At 67.3% G+C, this 14,917-nt stretch carries 17 protein-coding genes and 1 tRNA gene; 9 read left to right on the top strand and 9 right to left on the bottom strand.

Features of this window, described 5'->3' with window-relative positions; genetic code table 11:
* Window positions 1-27: 27 nt before the first annotated feature.
* From ABIC51_RS11640 to hemN, 4 genes are all read right to left on the bottom strand, one after another.
* On the bottom strand, window positions 28-351 hold the full coding sequence (locus ABIC51_RS11640; protein ID WP_011351193.1) for a rhodanese-like domain-containing protein: 324 nt from the start codon (window positions 349-351) through the stop codon (window positions 28-30).
* A 14-nt stretch (window positions 352-365) separates the two neighbouring features.
* Window positions 366-1,022, bottom strand: a complete 657-nt coding sequence (locus tag ABIC51_RS11635) for a protein-L-isoaspartate O-methyltransferase family protein (RefSeq protein ID WP_027788158.1) — start codon at window positions 1,020-1,022, stop codon at window positions 366-368.
* A gap of 104 nt (window positions 1,023-1,126) precedes the next feature.
* Window positions 1,127-1,384 carry a hypothetical protein gene (locus ABIC51_RS11630; protein ID WP_021157053.1) on the bottom strand — a complete coding sequence of 86 codons (258 nt, stop codon included), beginning with the start codon at window positions 1,382-1,384 and terminating at the stop codon, window positions 1,127-1,129.
* A gap of 70 nt (window positions 1,385-1,454) precedes the next feature.
* Complete coding sequence (gene hemN / locus ABIC51_RS11625; RefSeq protein WP_060357141.1) at window positions 1,455-2,846, bottom strand: oxygen-independent coproporphyrinogen III oxidase; 1,392 nt, start codon at window positions 2,844-2,846, stop codon at window positions 1,455-1,457.
* A gap of 173 nt (window positions 2,847-3,019) precedes the next feature.
* Between hemN and ABIC51_RS11620 the strand changes: the two genes are divergently transcribed.
* The 3 genes from ABIC51_RS11620 to ABIC51_RS11610 all read left to right on the top strand — a co-directional run bounded on the left by ABIC51_RS11620 (window position 3,020) and on the right by ABIC51_RS11610 (window position 4,827).
* The gene (locus tag ABIC51_RS11620) at window positions 3,020-3,337 is read left to right on the top strand and encodes a YkgJ family cysteine cluster protein (protein WP_034195806.1); all 318 of its coding nucleotides are present in this window, start codon (window positions 3,020-3,022) and stop codon (window positions 3,335-3,337) included.
* Window positions 3,334-3,915, top strand: a complete 582-nt coding sequence (locus tag ABIC51_RS11615; protein ID WP_027788156.1) for a DUF1439 domain-containing protein — start codon at window positions 3,334-3,336, stop codon at window positions 3,913-3,915. Before ABIC51_RS11620 ends, ABIC51_RS11615 begins: the two co-directional genes overlap by 4 nt.
* Before the next feature lie 81 nt (window positions 3,916-3,996).
* Window positions 3,997-4,827, top strand: a complete 831-nt coding sequence (locus ABIC51_RS11610) for an undecaprenyl-diphosphate phosphatase (protein ID WP_146253422.1) — start codon at window positions 3,997-3,999, stop codon at window positions 4,825-4,827.
* 111 nt (window positions 4,828-4,938) lie between these two features.
* On the opposite strand, the gene trmB is transcribed toward ABIC51_RS11610, so the two are convergent.
* Window positions 4,939-5,706: a tRNA (guanosine(46)-N7)-methyltransferase TrmB gene (gene trmB / locus ABIC51_RS11605; RefSeq protein ID WP_021157058.1), complete on the bottom strand. Its 768-nt coding sequence runs from the start codon at window positions 5,704-5,706 to the stop codon at window positions 4,939-4,941.
* Between the two features lie 133 nt (window positions 5,707-5,839).
* A tRNA-Gly gene (locus ABIC51_RS11600) sits at window positions 5,840-5,914 on the bottom strand.
* A 255-nt stretch (window positions 5,915-6,169) separates the two neighbouring features.
* Between ABIC51_RS11600 and ABIC51_RS11595 the strand changes: the two genes are divergently transcribed.
* The 3 genes from ABIC51_RS11595 (at window position 6,170) to ABIC51_RS11585 (ending at window position 9,186) form a co-directional block, all read left to right on the top strand.
* Window positions 6,170-7,075: an Imm71 family immunity protein gene (locus ABIC51_RS11595; protein ID WP_354006486.1), complete on the top strand. Its 906-nt coding sequence runs from the start codon at window positions 6,170-6,172 to the stop codon at window positions 7,073-7,075.
* Window positions 7,076-7,310: 235 nt separating this feature from the next.
* The gene (locus ABIC51_RS11590) at window positions 7,311-7,655 is read left to right on the top strand and encodes a cupin domain-containing protein (RefSeq protein ID WP_027788152.1); all 345 of its coding nucleotides are present in this window, start codon (window positions 7,311-7,313) and stop codon (window positions 7,653-7,655) included.
* Window positions 7,656-8,025: 370 nt separating this feature from the next.
* Window positions 8,026-9,186 (top strand): enolase C-terminal domain-like protein, encoded by a 1,161-nt coding sequence (locus ABIC51_RS11585; protein ID WP_354006485.1) that lies wholly within the window; start codon window positions 8,026-8,028, stop codon window positions 9,184-9,186.
* Window positions 9,187-9,197: 11 nt separating this feature from the next.
* On the opposite strand, the gene ABIC51_RS11580 is transcribed toward ABIC51_RS11585, so the two are convergent.
* From ABIC51_RS11580 to ABIC51_RS11570, 3 genes are all read right to left on the bottom strand, one after another.
* The gene (locus ABIC51_RS11580; protein ID WP_301765772.1) at window positions 9,198-9,824 is read right to left on the bottom strand and encodes a LysE/ArgO family amino acid transporter; all 627 of its coding nucleotides are present in this window, start codon (window positions 9,822-9,824) and stop codon (window positions 9,198-9,200) included.
* Window positions 9,825-9,947: 123 nt separating this feature from the next.
* Window positions 9,948-10,289, bottom strand: a complete 342-nt coding sequence (locus ABIC51_RS11575; protein WP_021157064.1) for a DMT family transporter — start codon at window positions 10,287-10,289, stop codon at window positions 9,948-9,950.
* Window positions 10,290-10,412: 123 nt separating this feature from the next.
* The gene (locus ABIC51_RS11570) at window positions 10,413-11,333 is read right to left on the bottom strand and encodes a LysR substrate-binding domain-containing protein (RefSeq protein WP_060174674.1); all 921 of its coding nucleotides are present in this window, start codon (window positions 11,331-11,333) and stop codon (window positions 10,413-10,415) included.
* A gap of 170 nt (window positions 11,334-11,503) precedes the next feature.
* Between ABIC51_RS11570 and ABIC51_RS11565 the strand changes: the two genes are divergently transcribed.
* The 3 genes from ABIC51_RS11565 to scpB all read left to right on the top strand — a co-directional run bounded on the left by ABIC51_RS11565 (window position 11,504) and on the right by scpB (window position 14,917).
* Window positions 11,504-12,826 carry an MFS transporter gene (locus tag ABIC51_RS11565; protein ID WP_146253427.1) on the top strand — a complete coding sequence of 441 codons (1,323 nt, stop codon included), beginning with the start codon at window positions 11,504-11,506 and terminating at the stop codon, window positions 12,824-12,826.
* Window positions 12,827-12,887: 61 nt separating this feature from the next.
* A complete protein-coding gene (locus ABIC51_RS11560) occupies window positions 12,888-14,111 on the top strand; it encodes a CaiB/BaiF CoA transferase family protein (protein WP_060051941.1) in 1,224 nt (407 codons plus the stop codon).
* A complete protein-coding gene (gene scpB, locus ABIC51_RS11555) occupies window positions 14,108-14,917 on the top strand; it encodes a methylmalonyl-CoA decarboxylase (RefSeq protein ID WP_060193881.1) in 810 nt (269 codons plus the stop codon). The genes ABIC51_RS11560 and scpB overlap by 4 nt, the downstream gene beginning before the upstream one ends.

Here is a 14,917-nt window from a genome sequence, read left to right as displayed (position 1 = left end):
GCGGCGCGCGATGCGCCACCGGCGGGATCAGTAGCGCGGTACGGACGGATCGACGTCGCGCGACCACGCGTCGATCCCGCCTTGCAGGTTGTACAGCTTCGTGAAGCCGCGCGACTCGAGGAACATCGCGACCTGCGCGCTGCGCATCCCGTGATGGCACACGCAGACGATTTCCGCTTCGTCGTCGAGTTCTTCGCTGCGCGCGGGAATCTGCTGCATCGGGATCGACACGCTGCCGGCGATGTGCGCGGTCGCGATTTCCCACGGTTCGCGCACGTCGAGCACGACCGGCGCGGGGCGCGCCTTGTCGCCGAGCCATTCCGCGAGCATCGCGGCGGTCAGGATCTGCATGGAGGCTCCGCTGCTCAGAACTTGAAGCGCGACGGCTCGATCGCGTTGACGAGGTGATCGATGTAGGTTTCGAACACGTCGGCGACGCGGTACTGCTTGTCGTCGATGCGCGTGATGATCTGCGCCTTCATCACCGGACGGCCGCCGACGAATGCCGACAGGCGGCCGCCGACCTTCAGTTGCTCGAGCATTTCCTGCGGCACGACGGGCAGGCCGCCCGCGACGCAGATCACGTCGTACGGCGCCTTGCCGGCCCAGCCGCGCGAACCGTCGCCGAGGACGACTTCCGCGTTGGTCACGCCGTCGTTGCGCAGGTTGTCTTCCGCGAACTTCGCGATGGCCGGATCGATCTCGACGGCCGTCACGTGCCGGGCGCGATGCGCGAACAGCGCGGCCAGGTAGCCCGAACCGGCGCCGATCAAGAGCACGTTCTCGTGCTTCTTGACGGCCAGCTCCTGCAGCACGCGCGCTTCGACGCGCGGGAACAGCATCTTGCTGGTGCCGCCCGGCAGCGGCAGTTCGAGGTCGGCGAACGCGAGATCGCGGTATTCGGCCGGAACGTAGTTTTCACGCTTGACGATCGACAGCAGGCCCAGGACGTCGAGATCCAGCACGTCCCACGGCCGGATCTGTTGTTCGATCATGTTGAAACGCGCGTTTTCGATATTCATGGTGTGGTCACGCAGCCTGGTCGGCCATCAGCGGGGATAGAGAAACTTCGTGATTGTACCAAACGGGGCGGCTGCAAAGCCTTCAGGCGGCCTGCAACAGACCTTTACCCCTTGCTCTTCCTGATCTGCGCCTCGAATGCGAGGTCGAGCTTGCTCGCCTTGCGCGGTTTTTTGGGGCCGAATTCGTCGACGAACTTGACGAACTCGTCGAGCGGCAGCGGCTCGCAGCGCTTCTCGGCGGTGCCGCCCGAGCGGTCGACGAGATAGAACAGGCCGCCCGCCATCGCGACGGCCGCGAAATGCGGGTTGCCGGAGCGGGTCTTCAGGCGTTCGACCGCGTGGGTCGCTTTGGTGGTGCGCATCGTGCGGATTCTGGCGGGGCGTAAGCCCCACACTGTATCAAACCGGCCGTCCGCATGCGCCCGGCCGACCCTAGACCGTGCGTGAATACCGCTGCTGCTGCGTCTGGCCGAGATACGCGTCGAACGCCATCGCGATGTTGCGCACGACCATCCGGCCGGCCGGATGGATCGTCAGGCGGTCGCCCGCTATCGTCAGCAGCCCGTCGCGCTCGAACGGGCGCAGCGCGTCGAGCTCGCGCGCGAAATGATCGGCGAAGCGGATGCCGTGTGCGGCCTCGACATGCGAGAACGGCAGTTCGAGGTTGCACATCAGCTGCGTGATCACGTCGCGGCGCAGCCGGTCGTCGGGCGTGAGCCGCACGCCGCGCGCGATCGGCAGCCGGCCCGCGTCGAGCGCGGCGCCGTAGGCGGGCAGGTCCTTCGCGTTCTGCGCGTAGACGTCGCCGACCTTGCCGATCGACGACACGCCGAAACCGACGAGGTCGGTATCCGCGCGCGTGCTGTAGCCCTGGAAATTGCGTTGCAGCGTGCCGTTGCGCTGCGCGCGCACGAGCTCGTCGGACGGCCGCGCGAAGTGATCCATCCCGATGTACACGTAGCCGGCCGACGTCAGCATGTCGATCGCGAGGCCGAGCAGCGCGATGCGCGTTTCCGGCGGCGGCAGCGTCGCATCGTCGATCTGCCGCTGCATCTTGAACAGGTGCGGCATGTGCGCGTAGCCGAACACCGACAGCCGGTCGGGCGCGAGTTCGATGATCGTTTCCAGCGTGCGCGCGAAGACGGCAACGGTCTGGTGCGGCAGCCCGTAGATCAGGTCGACGCTCACCGAATGAAACCCCGTCGTGCGCGCGGCGGAGAGCAGGTCGGCCGTCATCGCGCGCGGCTGGACGCGGTTGATCGCCTGTTGCACCGCCGGGTCGAAATCCTGCACGCCGAGGCTCAGCCGGTTGAAGCCGATATTGCGCAGGTGGACGAGCGTGGCGGGCGTGACCGTGCGCGGATCGATCTCGATCGAGAATTCGGCGTCGGCATCCGGTGCGAGCGCGAAGTGCTCGCGCGTGGCCACCATCAGCTCGGCCGTTTCGTCGTCGGACAGGAAGGTGGGCGTGCCGCCGCCCCAGTGCAGCTGCGTGACCGGGCGCGCGGGATCGAACAGCGCGGCCTGCAGCGCCATCTCGCGCTTGAGCTGCTCGAGATACGGGCGCGCGCGGCGGCGGTTGTTGGTCGCGATCTTGTTGCAGCCGCAGTAGAAGCACGCGGTATTGCAGAACGGGATGTGGAAGTACAGCGACAGCTCGCTCGACGAGGCGCCGGGGTCGCTCGCCGCGCGCAGGTAGTCGGCCGGGTCGAAATCGTCGCGGAACTGCAGCGCGGTGGGGTACGACGTATAGCGCGGCCCGTTCGCGCCGTATTTCGCGAGCAAATCGGGACGGAACATTGAGTCGGCAGAACCGGAACGCATGGTGGTCTCGCGCTTTTTAGATGCTTTCGAGTATATAAACGCGCGATTGGGCTGCATTGTGTAATAACGTCGCAGCCGGCGATGGCACAATGCGGGGTGGGGCTGCCGGCACCGCGTCCGGTTGCCGCACCGTTTTTTTGTTGTTCGTTCGAGAGAGCCGAGTGTCCGTCGAAATGCCTGTCCGCCCGGCGCCTGCCGATGTCCCGCCGCCGCATGCGTGCCGCGAGGGCTGCGGCGCGTGCTGCATCGCGCCGTCGATTTCCAGCCCGATTCCGGGCATGCCCGACGGCAAGCCGGCCGGTGTGCGCTGCGTGCAGCTCGGCGACGACCTGCGCTGCCGGATCTTCGGCCGCCCCGAGCGGCCCGCGTGCTGTTCCGGGCTGCAGCCGGCCGCGGACATGTGCGGCGCGTCGCGCGACGACGCGCTCGCGTGGCTCACGCGTCTCGAGGCCGCGACGCGGCCGTCGCAACCAGGAGAGTGTTCAGCATGACCGCACCTTGCGCGCCGGGCCGGCGCCGTTTCCTCGCCGCAACCGTCGGCGCCGTCGGCGTGACGCTGTCGCTCGCCGCGTGCGCGTCGACCTTCCCGTTCATCCCCGATCACTACACCTTCTCGCGCGGCGACGTGCAGAAGGCCGTCGCCCGCAAGTTCCCGTACCAGAAGACGGTCGCGCAGGTCGTCGACGTGTCGCTCGCGAACCCGGCCGTCAACCTGCTGCCCGACCAGAACCGCGTCGCCGTGCAGCTCGACGCGCATTTCGCGAGCCCGTTCCTGCGCGCGCCCGTCAGCGGCAAGTTCACCGTGTCGGGCCAGCTTGCTTACGACGCACCGAGCCGTTCGGTGGTGCTGAAGTCGCCGGCCGTCGACAGCCTCGCGCTCGACGGCGACGCGCAGATGTACGCGCAACAGGTCGGCGCGGCCGCGGGCCTGCTCGCGACGCAGTTGCTGACCAACTATCCGATCTACACGTTCAAGCCCGAACAGCTGCAATTTGCCGGGGTGAACTACGAACCCGGTACAATTACGATTCTTACAAACGGCATACGCGTGGCGATCGTCGAAAAGTGACGACGAACCGCGCCCGGCCGGAGGGGGGCCGCGCGTGGAAGAGTGGCCCATTCATTCGACCATTTCGGAGTTGGGCCACGGATGGACTGGATCCTGATCTGCAAGGCTTTGATCCTCGGCGTCGTCGAGGGGCTGACGGAATTCCTGCCGGTGTCGAGCACCGGTCACCTGATCGTCGCGGGCAGCTTCCTGAATTTCAACGATTCGCACGCGAAGACCTTCGACGTCGTGATCCAGTTCGGGGCGATTCTCGCGGTCTGCTGGGAATACCGGCAACGGATCGCGTCCATCATATCCGGGCTGCCCAGCCGGCCCGATGCGCGGCGCTTCACGCTGAACGTCGTGATCGCGACGATTCCCGCGATCGCACTCGGCCTCCTGCTCGAGAAGAAGATCAAGGCCGTGCTGTTCTCGCCGGTACCCGTCGCGTTCGCGCTCGTCGTGGGCGGGGCGATCATCCTGTGGGCCGAGGCGCGGCAGCGTGAACGCAGCGAGCCGCCGCGCGTGGTGTCGGTCGACGCGCTGACCCCGCTCGATGCGCTCAAGGTCGGCATCGCGCAGTGCTTCGCGCTGATTCCCGGCATGTCGCGCTCGGGCTCGACGATCATCGGCGGGATGCTGTTCGGTCTCGACCGGCGCGTCGCCACCGAATTCTCGTTTTTCCTCGCGATTCCGATCATCTTCGGCGCGACGCTCTATGAAACCGTCAAGGACTGGCAGGCGTTCACCGTCGATTCGCTCGGCCTGTTCGCGCTTGGCCTCGTCGCCGCGTTCGTCAGCGCGTTCGTGTGCGTGCGCTGGCTGCTGCGCTACGTCGCGACGCACGATTTCACGGTGTTCGCGTGGTACCGGATCGCGTTCGGGCTGTTCGTGCTGCTGGTCGGGTACAGCGGCTGGCTGAACTGGGCGTGACGCGGACACGGAGGCGGGCGCGCTTCCAATGAGAAAAGCCCGATCGGCAGATAACCGATCGGGCTTTTTTTATCCGGATTCGGGCGGCATGCGCCGCCGCAGCGGGAAGGCTCAGCCTGCGCGCTTGCGGAATACCAGGTCCCACACGCCGTGGCCGAGGCGCAGCCCGCGCCGTTCGAACTTCGTGACCGGGCGGTAGTCGGGGCGCGGCGCGTAGTCGGCGGCGGTGTTTTCGAGCGTCGGTTCCGCGCCGAGCACTTCCAGCATCTGTTCAGCGTAGTTCTGCCAGTCGGTCGCGCAGTGAATGTACGCGCCGGGCTTCAGGCGCGACGCGAGATGCGCGACGAGCGGCGGCTGGATCAGCCGGCGCTTGTGATGGCGCGCCTTGTGCCACGGGTCGGGGAAGAAGATGTGCACGCCGTCGAGACTTTCCGGCGCAAGCATGTGCTCGAGTACCTCGACCGCGTCGTGCTGGATGATGCGGATGTTCGGCAGGTCCTGCTCGCCGATCAGCTTCAGCAGCGCGCCGACGCCCGGCTCGTGCACTTCGACGCCGAGGAAATCGTCGCCGGGGCGGTTCGCGGCGATTTCCGCGGTCGACGCGCCCATCCCGAAGCCGATCTCGAGGATGCGCGGCGCGCTGCGGCCGAACACCGCATTCCAGTCGGGCAGCTCCGGCGCATACGGCACCACGAAGCGCGGGCCGAGTTCGTCGAGCGCACGGCGCTGGCCGGTCGACACGCGGCCGGCGCGCGTCACGAAGCTGCGGATGCGGCGGTGGTGCAGCGGATTGACGGCGTCGGCGCCTTCGGCGGCTTCGTCGGGAATGGCGTCGTCGTGCGGCGGCAGGCCGGCTTCGTTCGGATCGTCGTGCATCATCGGTACAGAGAAAGGCTCGGTTGCGGGCGAGGGCCCGTTGCGCGCAGCAGTGCGCCGGGTGAACCGGCACATGGTACAAAAAAGCCGCCTTCGACGAGGCGGCTTTTGCGCAGGCTGCGATGCAGCCGAAAAGTGGAGCGGGCGATGGGAATCGAACCCACGTCATCAGCTTGGGAAGCTGAGGTAATGGCCATTATACGACGCCCGCAGAACGCGCAATTCTACAGGGGTTCGGGTGGGGATGGCAAGCGGGTGGTTTGGCGCAGGGCAACTGACAGGGCTCGATGCCGGACCGGCGGCGTCGCGCGCAGTGGCGGATGAGCCCGCGCTATTCACGGGATCTACCGTCCAGGCTGAAGGCACATCCCTTCGGCGCGCTGTAGCATCGGAGCCGAATTTCAACGGCCCAATGGATGTGCCGCATAGCCGATGGCGGCAAACAATCGACGGACGAACAGGTTCAATGATGTTGAATATTTTGACCATGACCCCCGAGCAGGAACAGGATGCGCGGGCAAAGGCTTTTTATCTGCTCAAGAAATGGACGAGTGTCACGTTCCTGGAATACGCCGTTGGACGATATCGGGACTTTCTCGGCGCGTACGCAAAACAACTGGACACACCGAGCCCAAATCAGGTCGAGCTTGAGGAAGCCTACACGCATGATTTCTCGGGGGCACTGGTGCGCATGGATCTGGGCATCGATGCACTGCGCCGAGGTCTCGACAAACGAGCCGCATACGACGCGTTGGTTAGAGGAAGCCAGCACGGTGGCGACCTGTTGTTTGGACGGAGTGCGCTTGAAATCGGTCGTAAATACGATCCGTTTTTTCATTCGCTGGGACTGAAGGACACCAGTTTTTCGGACCCGGTGTATGCCACCGGGTTCGTGGAGGGGGTATGGATCGAGAGATTGATTTGCTACGCGCTCAAGTGCACGGTCGGATTCGGTTATACCGGGATGCTTGCATACGGAGCACGTGCGGATGGCGGGACCCGCGTATTTGAGCACTGGACCTATGAATCCATGTTCGAAAACGCGCCGCTTCCTGCTTGGCGATATTGGCCACCCGGTCGCACCTATCCTGCATCGCTTCCTCCCTGTCCGCCGAAGAACGAATCCGCAAGCGGCGACGTTTGCAGCGACCACGAGATTCCTGTCGAGGGGATCTGGGAGCCGTGGTTTCCGTCCGGCAAGGTGGGCTGTCCGAGTTACTTCCTCAAAGGCAGTGTTGCCCACAAGTACCTGTTGGAAGGGTCCAACGACGAACATGCGGTGCGCTGGCGGCTGCTGTGGGAAGACGAGCGTTACCGGGATGGCAGCATTCCGGCGGAGGAGGAAACTTACTTCCCCAAGCCTGTCGCCTGACCGACGCTATGGGGCCTGCCAGGAGAGCCTTGTCCGCGCACCGGTTACTGACAAAGCCCGACCGCATCGTCAGGCAGCACCGCAGCGCCAACGCCGAACGAAACGCGCCGGCCGTGCGTGTGCCCGCGGGCCGGTGTCGAAAATAGACGAGTCGGTGTCGGAAGCATGCAAGTCCCGACCACGCTTTCGCACTAACGTGACAAGCCTCTTACACGAACGTTAGTCTGGAGCTGACATGTCCGATTTCATCACCGTTTTGCGCGAAACCTGCCCGACGCCGGTCCTTGACGCGACCAAGTGGAAGCGTATCGGCGGCGATCCGCACACCGTGAACCTCAACGCGTACCTCTCCAAGGACGGCAGCAAGATCATGGGTACCTGGATCTGCACGCCGGGCAAGTTCGAGGTGAACTACGAAAAATGGGAGTACTGCCACTTCCTCGATGGCTACTGCATCATCACACCGGAAGGCGAGGAGTCGGTGCACCTGAAAGCCGGCGACGTGTTCGTGATCGAACCCGGCATGAAGGGGACCTGGGAAGTGGTGGAGACGGTGCGCAAGTACTTCGTCTTTGCCTGAGCGGGCCGGTAGATTCGACCACGCGTACCGTCGTCGTCCGGATACCTTCGAGGTTCGCGCCCTCCGGGCGACTGCACGTTTTCGCGCGACAGCGTAGCCGATGCGGTGTGCGCGGTGGGCCGGGGCATTCGTATCGAGGGGCGCGGTCAAAGCGCCAGCCCCGGCGACGCGGTCGACCGCGTGCTCGTTCAAGCCGGCACACACCGGCGCATTCCGTCCAGGCGGTGCGCCGGCCGATTCGAAAAGGCGATCGCCGCGCCGGCCTGCGCGTCATCGCCCAAACCCCTATGATGCAGCGATCCGCCCACCGTTCCGGTCGCATCGCGTACCTCGTTCGCTTGCGCCGGTCGCCACCCCCGGAATCCCGACCATGCGTATCACCGACATCCGCGAACGCACGATTTCCGTCTCCCGCTATGCCGACCCGGCCATTCCATCCGGCGGCCTGACGACGAGTGTCGTCGCGCTGACCACCGACGTCGTGCGTGACGGCCGCCCCGTGACGGGCTACGGCTACGCATCGGTCGGCCGCTTCGCGCAGGGCGGCCTGATCCGCGAACGGTTCGCGCCGCGCCTGCTGGCCGCCGCCGACGCGCTCGCCGACGAAGCCGGCACGAACCTCGACCCGTTCCGCGCGTGGCGCGCGATGATGGCCGGCGAAAAGCCCGGCGGACACGGCGAACGCTGCGTGGCGATCGGCGCGCTCGACATGGCGATCTGGGACGCCGCCGCGAAAATCGCCGACCTGCCGCTCAATCGCTTTCTGGCCGACCGGCTTGGACGCACGGCGGCACCGCGCGTGCGTGTGTACGCGGGCGGCGGCTATCGTTATCCGCACGACGATCTCGCGCGCCTGTCGGACGAGATGCGCCGCGTTGCCGATCTCGGCTACACGCACGCGAAGATCAAGATCGGTGGCGCGGACGTCGCTCAGGACAGCAGGCGCATCGAAGCGGCCGCCACGCAGTTGGCGGACAGTTCGCATCTCGCGGTCGACGCGATGAACACGTACGACGCGACGACCGTCGATATTGCGGCCGCGATGCTCGAGCCGTTCGGCCTCTGGTGGTTCGAGGACATCTGCGATCCGCTCGACCTGCCGCTCCAGGCAGGCGTCGCCACGCGCTACGCTCCGCCGATCGCGGCCGGCGAAGCGCTGTTCTCGCTCGCGGAAGCGAAGCTGCTCGACCGCTACGGCGGCCTGCGTCCCGACCGCGACGTACTCGTGTTCGACCCGGTGCATTGCTACGGGCTGCCGGGATACCTGCAGATCGTCGAGCACTTCGCATCGCGCGGCTGGCGGCGCGACGCGTTCTGGCCACATGGCGGCCACCTGTTCTCGCTGCATGTCGTCGCAGCGCTCGGGCTCGGCGGTGCGGAAGTCAATCCGTTCGCGTTCGATCCGTTCAGCGGGCTCGCCGATGGCGAAACCGTCGACGCAGGTTTTGCGCGCACGCCGCAGGCGTCGGGCATCGGTTTCGAGCTGCATGCCGGCGCGCATCGCGCGTTTCGCGCGGTATCGGGCCGTTGACACCCGAAGCGCTAAAGCGCGTCGATCGCGAAACGCGCAGCGAAACCGAGCATCATCGTCGCGACGAACAAATCGAGCACGCGCCACGCCAGCGTACGGGCAAACCACGCGCGACACGCGCGTGCGCCATAGGCGAGCGTCAGGAACCACGCGAGCGAAGCCGCCATCGCACCGAACGCGAACGGCGCGCGTTCGGCGGGCGCGTGACTCACGATCACGGTGCCGAGCAGCAGCACGGTATCGATCCACGCATACGGATTGAGCAGCGACACCGCGGCCGTCGCGAGCAGCGTGCGCGACAGCGCGGGGGCGTGGCGCGCGTGTGAGTCGTCGACGTGCTCCGGCTGCCGCCGCCGGATCGCCGAGCGCAGCGCGAGCAGGCCATAACCGGCGAGATAGGCGATACCGGCCCACAGCGCGGCCGATACCACACCGGGATGCCGCGACAGCAGTGCCGACAACCCCTGCGCGCCGAGCACGATCAGCAGCGCGTCGCTGCCTGCGCAGACGAGGGCGATGGAGAGGAGGTGGGGGCTCGAGATCGAGCGCTTGATGACGAAGGCGTCCTTGGGGCCGACCGACGTGAACAGGCCGGCGCCAAGCAGCAGGCCTTCGATGAAGGCGGAGGTGTCGAGCACGAGCGGGCCGACAACCTCTTAAGCTGAACCGGTGATGGTTACGATGAACGAAACGTTAAGGGGCGCGCGGGGGCGCTGTCAATGCCTCGGGTGCCCATGCGTCGACGACCGGCCCGCCACCGGTCAGTGCGTCGCCGCCTCGCCGAGGTTGAGCGCGACGAGCGCACAAACGGTCAGTGCGATGCCGGCGAGCTTCAGCGACGACACCGATTCGTCGAAGCAGACGATGCCGATCACGGCCGTGGCCGCGGTGCTGGCGGCGGCCCAGCTCGCGTACGCGAGCCCCATTTCGAGCCGCTTCGTCGCGAGCGCCATCAGCCAGACGGCGCAGGCATAACAGACGACGGTGAGCGCGGACGGGAGCGGGCGGGAAAAGCCGGCCGAGTATTTGAGGCCGACGGAGCCGAGCACTTCGGCGAGGACACTGACGCCCAGCAGAAGCCAGGCAGACTGGAGCGGGGACACGAACGGCCTCCTTCCCCCGACGCTTATACCGAGCGGCGAGGAGAAGTGGAGGTGTCAGCGGTACCCAGGATGAAAGGAGCTTAGTCCACACGGCGCGGCAGGGCAACGCATGCCGCCTGCCCGTCACGCCTGCCCGGCCGCCCACTCCGGCCGCTGCCCGAGTGTGTCGAACAGCCGGACGATCTCGGCTTTCACCTTCTGCACCGCGTTGCTGACGAGCGCCGTATCGTGCCAGCACAGCGACAGGTCGCGCGCGAACAGCCGGTGCGCGACCGTCGACAGCTTGAGCTTGCGCTCCTCGATCTCGACGTGCGCGGCCGTCCACGGCAGGATCGTCACGCCGAGCTGCGCCATCACGGCCGCGAACAGCAGCCCGGTCGAACTCGCCTCGAAGCCGATCTCGTACGACAGCCCGGCCTCGCGCATCGCCCATTCGACACGGTTGCGGATCGTGTTCGGCGCGCTCGGCAGGACGAGCGGCATCCGCGCGATCGCGTCGAGCGGCACGGGATCGTCCGGCACCGGGAATTCGGGCCACGTGATCAGGTACAGCGTTTCCGTCAGCAGCCGGTGGATCGCGATGCCGCGCGTCTCGACCGCGTCGACGACGATCGCGAGATCGAGCCGCGCGCGTTCGAGCAGCGTGTCGAGATCGGCGCTCGGCGCCTCGATCAGTTCCAGCATGATGCCCGGGTAGCGGTCGCGCACCGCGCGGGCGAGCGGAATGGCCAGCACGCGCGCGGTGCTCGACGGCATCCCGACCGTCACGCGGCCCTGCGGTGTGTCGGCATCGCGGCGCAGCAGCTCGCGCGTGCCGTCGGCCTGGCGCAGCAGTTCGAGCGCATGCCGGTACAGCGTGCGGCCGGCGGCGGTCGGCGCGACGCCGCGCACGCTGCGTTCGAGCAGTTGCATCCCGAGATCCTGTTCGAGATTGCGCATCTGCTGGCTCACCGCCGGCTGCGCGACATGCAGCGCCTCGCTCGCATGCGTGACGTTGCCGCATTCGACGACCTTCACGAAATAGCGCAACTGCCTCAAGTCCATCGCCGCCGCCTCCCGATTCAAGCCATAAGCCAATCCGATCGAGCAAGATGAATATCATATTTTTCCCCGATCGATGGGGTTTCTATACTCGTCTCACACAAGAGCCAGCCTGCCGGCCATCCCGGACCGGACGCGGCAAAAGTGCCGGCCCCGCCGGCAAGGAGACGAAGATGTTCAAGGCGATCGACGCGCCGGCGGCCGGCGCGAAGCCGCGGCGCACGCCGCTCACGCGCGAGCAGGTCAAGGGCTTCTGGGCCGTGTATGCGGGCTGGGTGCTCGACGGCGTGGATTCGGTGATCTACGCGCTCGTGCTGATTCCCGCGCTGACCGAACTGCTGCCGGCGTCCGGCATCGCGGCGACGCCCGCGAATCTCGGGATGTACGGCTCGATCCTGTTCGCGCTGTTCCTGATCGGCTGGGGGCTGTCGTTCATCTGGGGGCCGCTCGCCGACCGCTTCGGCCGCGTGCGCACGCTCGCCGCGAGCATCCTGATCTATTCGGTGTTCACCGGCGCGGCCGCGTTCGTGCACGACGTGTGGGCACTGGCCGCGTGCCGTTTGATCGCCGGGATCGGCGTCGGCGGCGAATGGGCGCTCGCGGGCACCTACGTGGCCGAGAGCTGGCCGGAAGATCGCCGCAAGATGGGCGCCGGCTACCTGCAGACGGGCTACTACTTCGGCTTCTTCATCGCGGCGTGCCTGAACTACACGATCGGCGCGACCTACGGGTGGCGCGCGATGTTCCTGTGCGGGCTCGCGCCCGCGCTGCTCGCGGTGTTCACCGTGATGCGCGTGAAGGAGCCCGGCCAGTGGCGCCGGCACGACGCACGCGACGGCGACGTGGCCGACGCGCGGCGCGCGCATCCGCTGCGCGAGATCTTCGCGCCGGCCTTCCTGCGCCGCACGCTGACGAGCGCGAGCCTGGTCGGCGTCGCGATCGTCGGGCTGTGGGCCGGCTCCGTGTACGAGGCGAGCGCGGTCACGACGCTGGCGGCGCGTGCTGGCATCGATCACATCGGCGCGCTGCGGCTCGCGTCGATCGGCGCGGCGATCCTGTCGTGCGCGACGATCGCCGGCTGCCTGGTTGCGCCGTGGCTCTCCGAACGGTTTGGCCGGCGCACGGCGCTCGGTGTGTATTTCGCGGGCATGGCCGGTTCGATCGTGTTCGCGTTCGGCTGGGCGTTCTACCAGCCGAACGGGCTCGCGGCATTCATGGTGTCGCTCGCGTTCCTCGGTTTCTTCGGCGGCAATTTCGCGATCTTCTCGTTGTGGCTGCCCGAGCAGTACCCGACACGCGTGCGTGCCACCGCGTTCGCGTTCAACGCATCGGTCGGCCGCTTCATCGGCGCAGGCGTGAACTTCCTGCTCGGCGCCGCGATTCACGGTTACGGATCGCTCGGCGTGCCGGTCGCATGGACCGCGGCCGCGTTCGGGCTCGGCATCCTGATCCTGCCGTTCGCGGTCGAAACGCGCCATCAGACGCTGCCCGAATGAGCGGTGCGCCGCGATCGTTCGGAAACAAGCCACACCCAGTCGTCAATATCAGGAGTCCGGAATGCAGGCATTACAAGGAATCAGGGTCGTCGATCTGAGCCGCGCGCTGTCGGGGCCGTTCTGCTCGATGGTGCTCGCCGATCTCGGCGCCGACGTGATCAAGGTCGAGTCGGGGCCGCACGGCGACATGAGCCGCGCGTGGGGGCCGTTCGATCGCGGCGTGAGCACGTACTACCTGTCCTGCAACCGCAACAAGCGCGGCATCTGCGTGGATTTCCGGCAGCCGGCCGGCCTCGACGTCGTGCGCCGGCTGATCGCGCAGGCCGACGTCGTGATCGAGAATTTCAAGGCCGGCACGATGGACGCGATGGGGCTCGGTTACGCCGCGCTGAGCGCGCGCGATCCGCGGCTCGTGATGGGCAGCGTCACCGCGTTCGGCCCGCGCGGCCCGTTGCGCGACTGGCCGGGCTTCGACCAGATCGCGCAGGGCTACGCGGGGCTGATGAGCCTCACCGGTTTTCCCGACGGCGAGCCGACCCGCACGGGCACCGCGATCGGCGATCTCAGCTCGGGGATGTGGGTCGCGACCGGCGTGATGGCGGCGCTGTTCGAGCGCGAGCGCACGGGGCGCGGGCAGCATGTCGGCACGTCGCTGCTCGAAAGCCTCGTGTCGCTGCTGAGCGTGCACGGGCAACGCTACCTGAGCCTCGGCGACGTGCCGCGCCGCACCGGCAATGCGCATGCGGTGATCGCGCCGTACGGCGTGTTCGAGACGGCCGACGGGCCGCTCAACCTTGCGCCGATCACCACCGACATGTGGCTGCGGCTGTGCCAGTTGCTGGATCTGCCCGAACTGCCGGACGATCCGCGCTTCGCGACCAACGATGCGCGTGTCGCGCACCGTGACGAACTGAAAGCGCTGCTTGAAGGCCGGTTGCGCACGCGCGGCAAGCGCGAATGGACCCAACGCTTCGTCGATGCCGGGCTGCCGGCGGGGCCGATCAATACGCTCGACGAAGTGTTCGACGATCCGCAGCTCGCGCATTGCGGGCTGGTCGAACCGGTCGTGCATCCGACGCTCGGCACGCTGCGCCAGGTCGTCACGCCGCTCGGCGGGATGGGGGACGCGGTGCCGGCGCCGCGCACGCGCCATGCGCCGCCGCTGCTCGGCGAGCATACGGTCGACGTGCTGCGCGAAGCGGGCTACGACGACGACGCGATCGACACGCTGCTGGCCGGGCGCGCGATCTTCCAGGCGGAAGCGGTGGCGGAGGCCGTGCAATGAGCGACACGACGAAACACGATGGCGCGTCGCGCGTGACGGTCGACATGGTCGGCGAACGGATCGCGCGCGTGCGGTTCGCGAATCCGGCGCGCCGGCATGCGCTCGACGCGCCGTTGCTCGATGCGCTCGTCGCGCGCCTCGATGCGCTGGCCGAACACCGACCTCCGCCCGTCGTGATCCTGTCGAACGACGGCAGCGGCGACGTGTGGAGCGCGGGGCACGATCTGCGCGAGCTGGCCGACGATCGCGATCCGCTCGCGTACGGCAAGCCGCTCGAACGGGCGCTGCGGCGCGTGCGGACTTATCCGGGTGCGGTGATCGCGGCGGTGTCGGGGTCGGCGTGGGGCGGGGCGGTCGATCTCGTGATGAGCTGCGACCTGGTGGTCGCGGCGCGCGATGCGCGTTTTGCGATGACGCCCGCGAACATCGGCCTGCCGTATTCGACGAGCGGCCTGCTGCGCTTCCACGACAACCTGCCGATCCACGTGCTGAAGGAGATGTTCTTCTGCGCGCAGCCGCTCGATGCGGAACGCGCCGCGCATCACGGGCTCGTGAACCGGCTGGCGGAAGCGGGCGGTGTCGACGAGGCGGCGCTCGACGTCGCGCGCACGATCGCCGCCAAGGCGCCGCTCGCGGTGCACGCGGTGAAGGAGCAGTTGCGCGTGCTGCAGGACGCGCGGCCGTTGCCGGCCGACGCGTTCGAACGGATCGCCGAGTTGCGCCGGCACGCGTGCGAAGGCGAGGACTTCGACGAAGGGCTGCGCGCGTTTGCGGAGCGGCGCGCGCCGGTGTTTCGCGGCGGGTAG

The sequence above is a fragment of the Burkholderia sp. 572 genome (assembly GCF_040545135.1).
GTDB classification, from domain to species: Bacteria; Pseudomonadota; Gammaproteobacteria; order Burkholderiales; family Burkholderiaceae; genus Burkholderia; species Burkholderia cepacia.
This window is presented reverse-complemented; position numbering and strand designations above follow the sequence as displayed.

Bases quoted from the DNA above. Each gene is read 5' to 3' on its own strand.
- ABIC51_RS11640 (WP_011351193.1), bottom strand. From the start codon at position 351: ATGCAGATCCTGACCGCCGCGATGCTCGCGGAATGGCTCGGCGACAAG.
- ABIC51_RS11635 (WP_027788158.1), bottom strand. From the start codon at position 1,022: ATGAATATCGAAAACGCGCGTTTCAACATGATCGAACAACAGATCCGG.
- ABIC51_RS11630 (WP_021157053.1), bottom strand. From the start codon at position 1,384: ATGCGCACCACCAAAGCGACCCACGCGGTCGAACGCCTGAAGACCCGC.
- hemN (WP_060357141.1), bottom strand. From the start codon at position 2,846: ATGCGTTCCGGTTCTGCCGACTCAATGTTCCGTCCCGATTTGCTCGCG.
- ABIC51_RS11620 (WP_034195806.1), top strand. From the start codon at position 3,020: ATGCCTGTCCGCCCGGCGCCTGCCGATGTCCCGCCGCCGCATGCGTGC.
- ABIC51_RS11615 (WP_027788156.1), top strand. From the start codon at position 3,334: ATGACCGCACCTTGCGCGCCGGGCCGGCGCCGTTTCCTCGCCGCAACC.
- ABIC51_RS11610 (WP_146253422.1), top strand. From the start codon at position 3,997: ATGGACTGGATCCTGATCTGCAAGGCTTTGATCCTCGGCGTCGTCGAG.
- trmB (WP_021157058.1), bottom strand. From the start codon at position 5,706: ATGATGCACGACGATCCGAACGAAGCCGGCCTGCCGCCGCACGACGAC.
- ABIC51_RS11595 (WP_354006486.1), top strand. From the start codon at position 6,170: ATGATGTTGAATATTTTGACCATGACCCCCGAGCAGGAACAGGATGCG.
- ABIC51_RS11590 (WP_027788152.1), top strand. From the start codon at position 7,311: ATGTCCGATTTCATCACCGTTTTGCGCGAAACCTGCCCGACGCCGGTC.
- ABIC51_RS11585 (WP_354006485.1), top strand. From the start codon at position 8,026: ATGCGTATCACCGACATCCGCGAACGCACGATTTCCGTCTCCCGCTAT.
- ABIC51_RS11570 (WP_060174674.1), bottom strand. From the start codon at position 11,333: ATGGACTTGAGGCAGTTGCGCTATTTCGTGAAGGTCGTCGAATGCGGC.
- ABIC51_RS11565 (WP_146253427.1), top strand. From the start codon at position 11,504: ATGTTCAAGGCGATCGACGCGCCGGCGGCCGGCGCGAAGCCGCGGCGC.
- ABIC51_RS11560 (WP_060051941.1), top strand. From the start codon at position 12,888: ATGCAGGCATTACAAGGAATCAGGGTCGTCGATCTGAGCCGCGCGCTG.
- scpB (WP_060193881.1), top strand. From the start codon at position 14,108: ATGAGCGACACGACGAAACACGATGGCGCGTCGCGCGTGACGGTCGAC.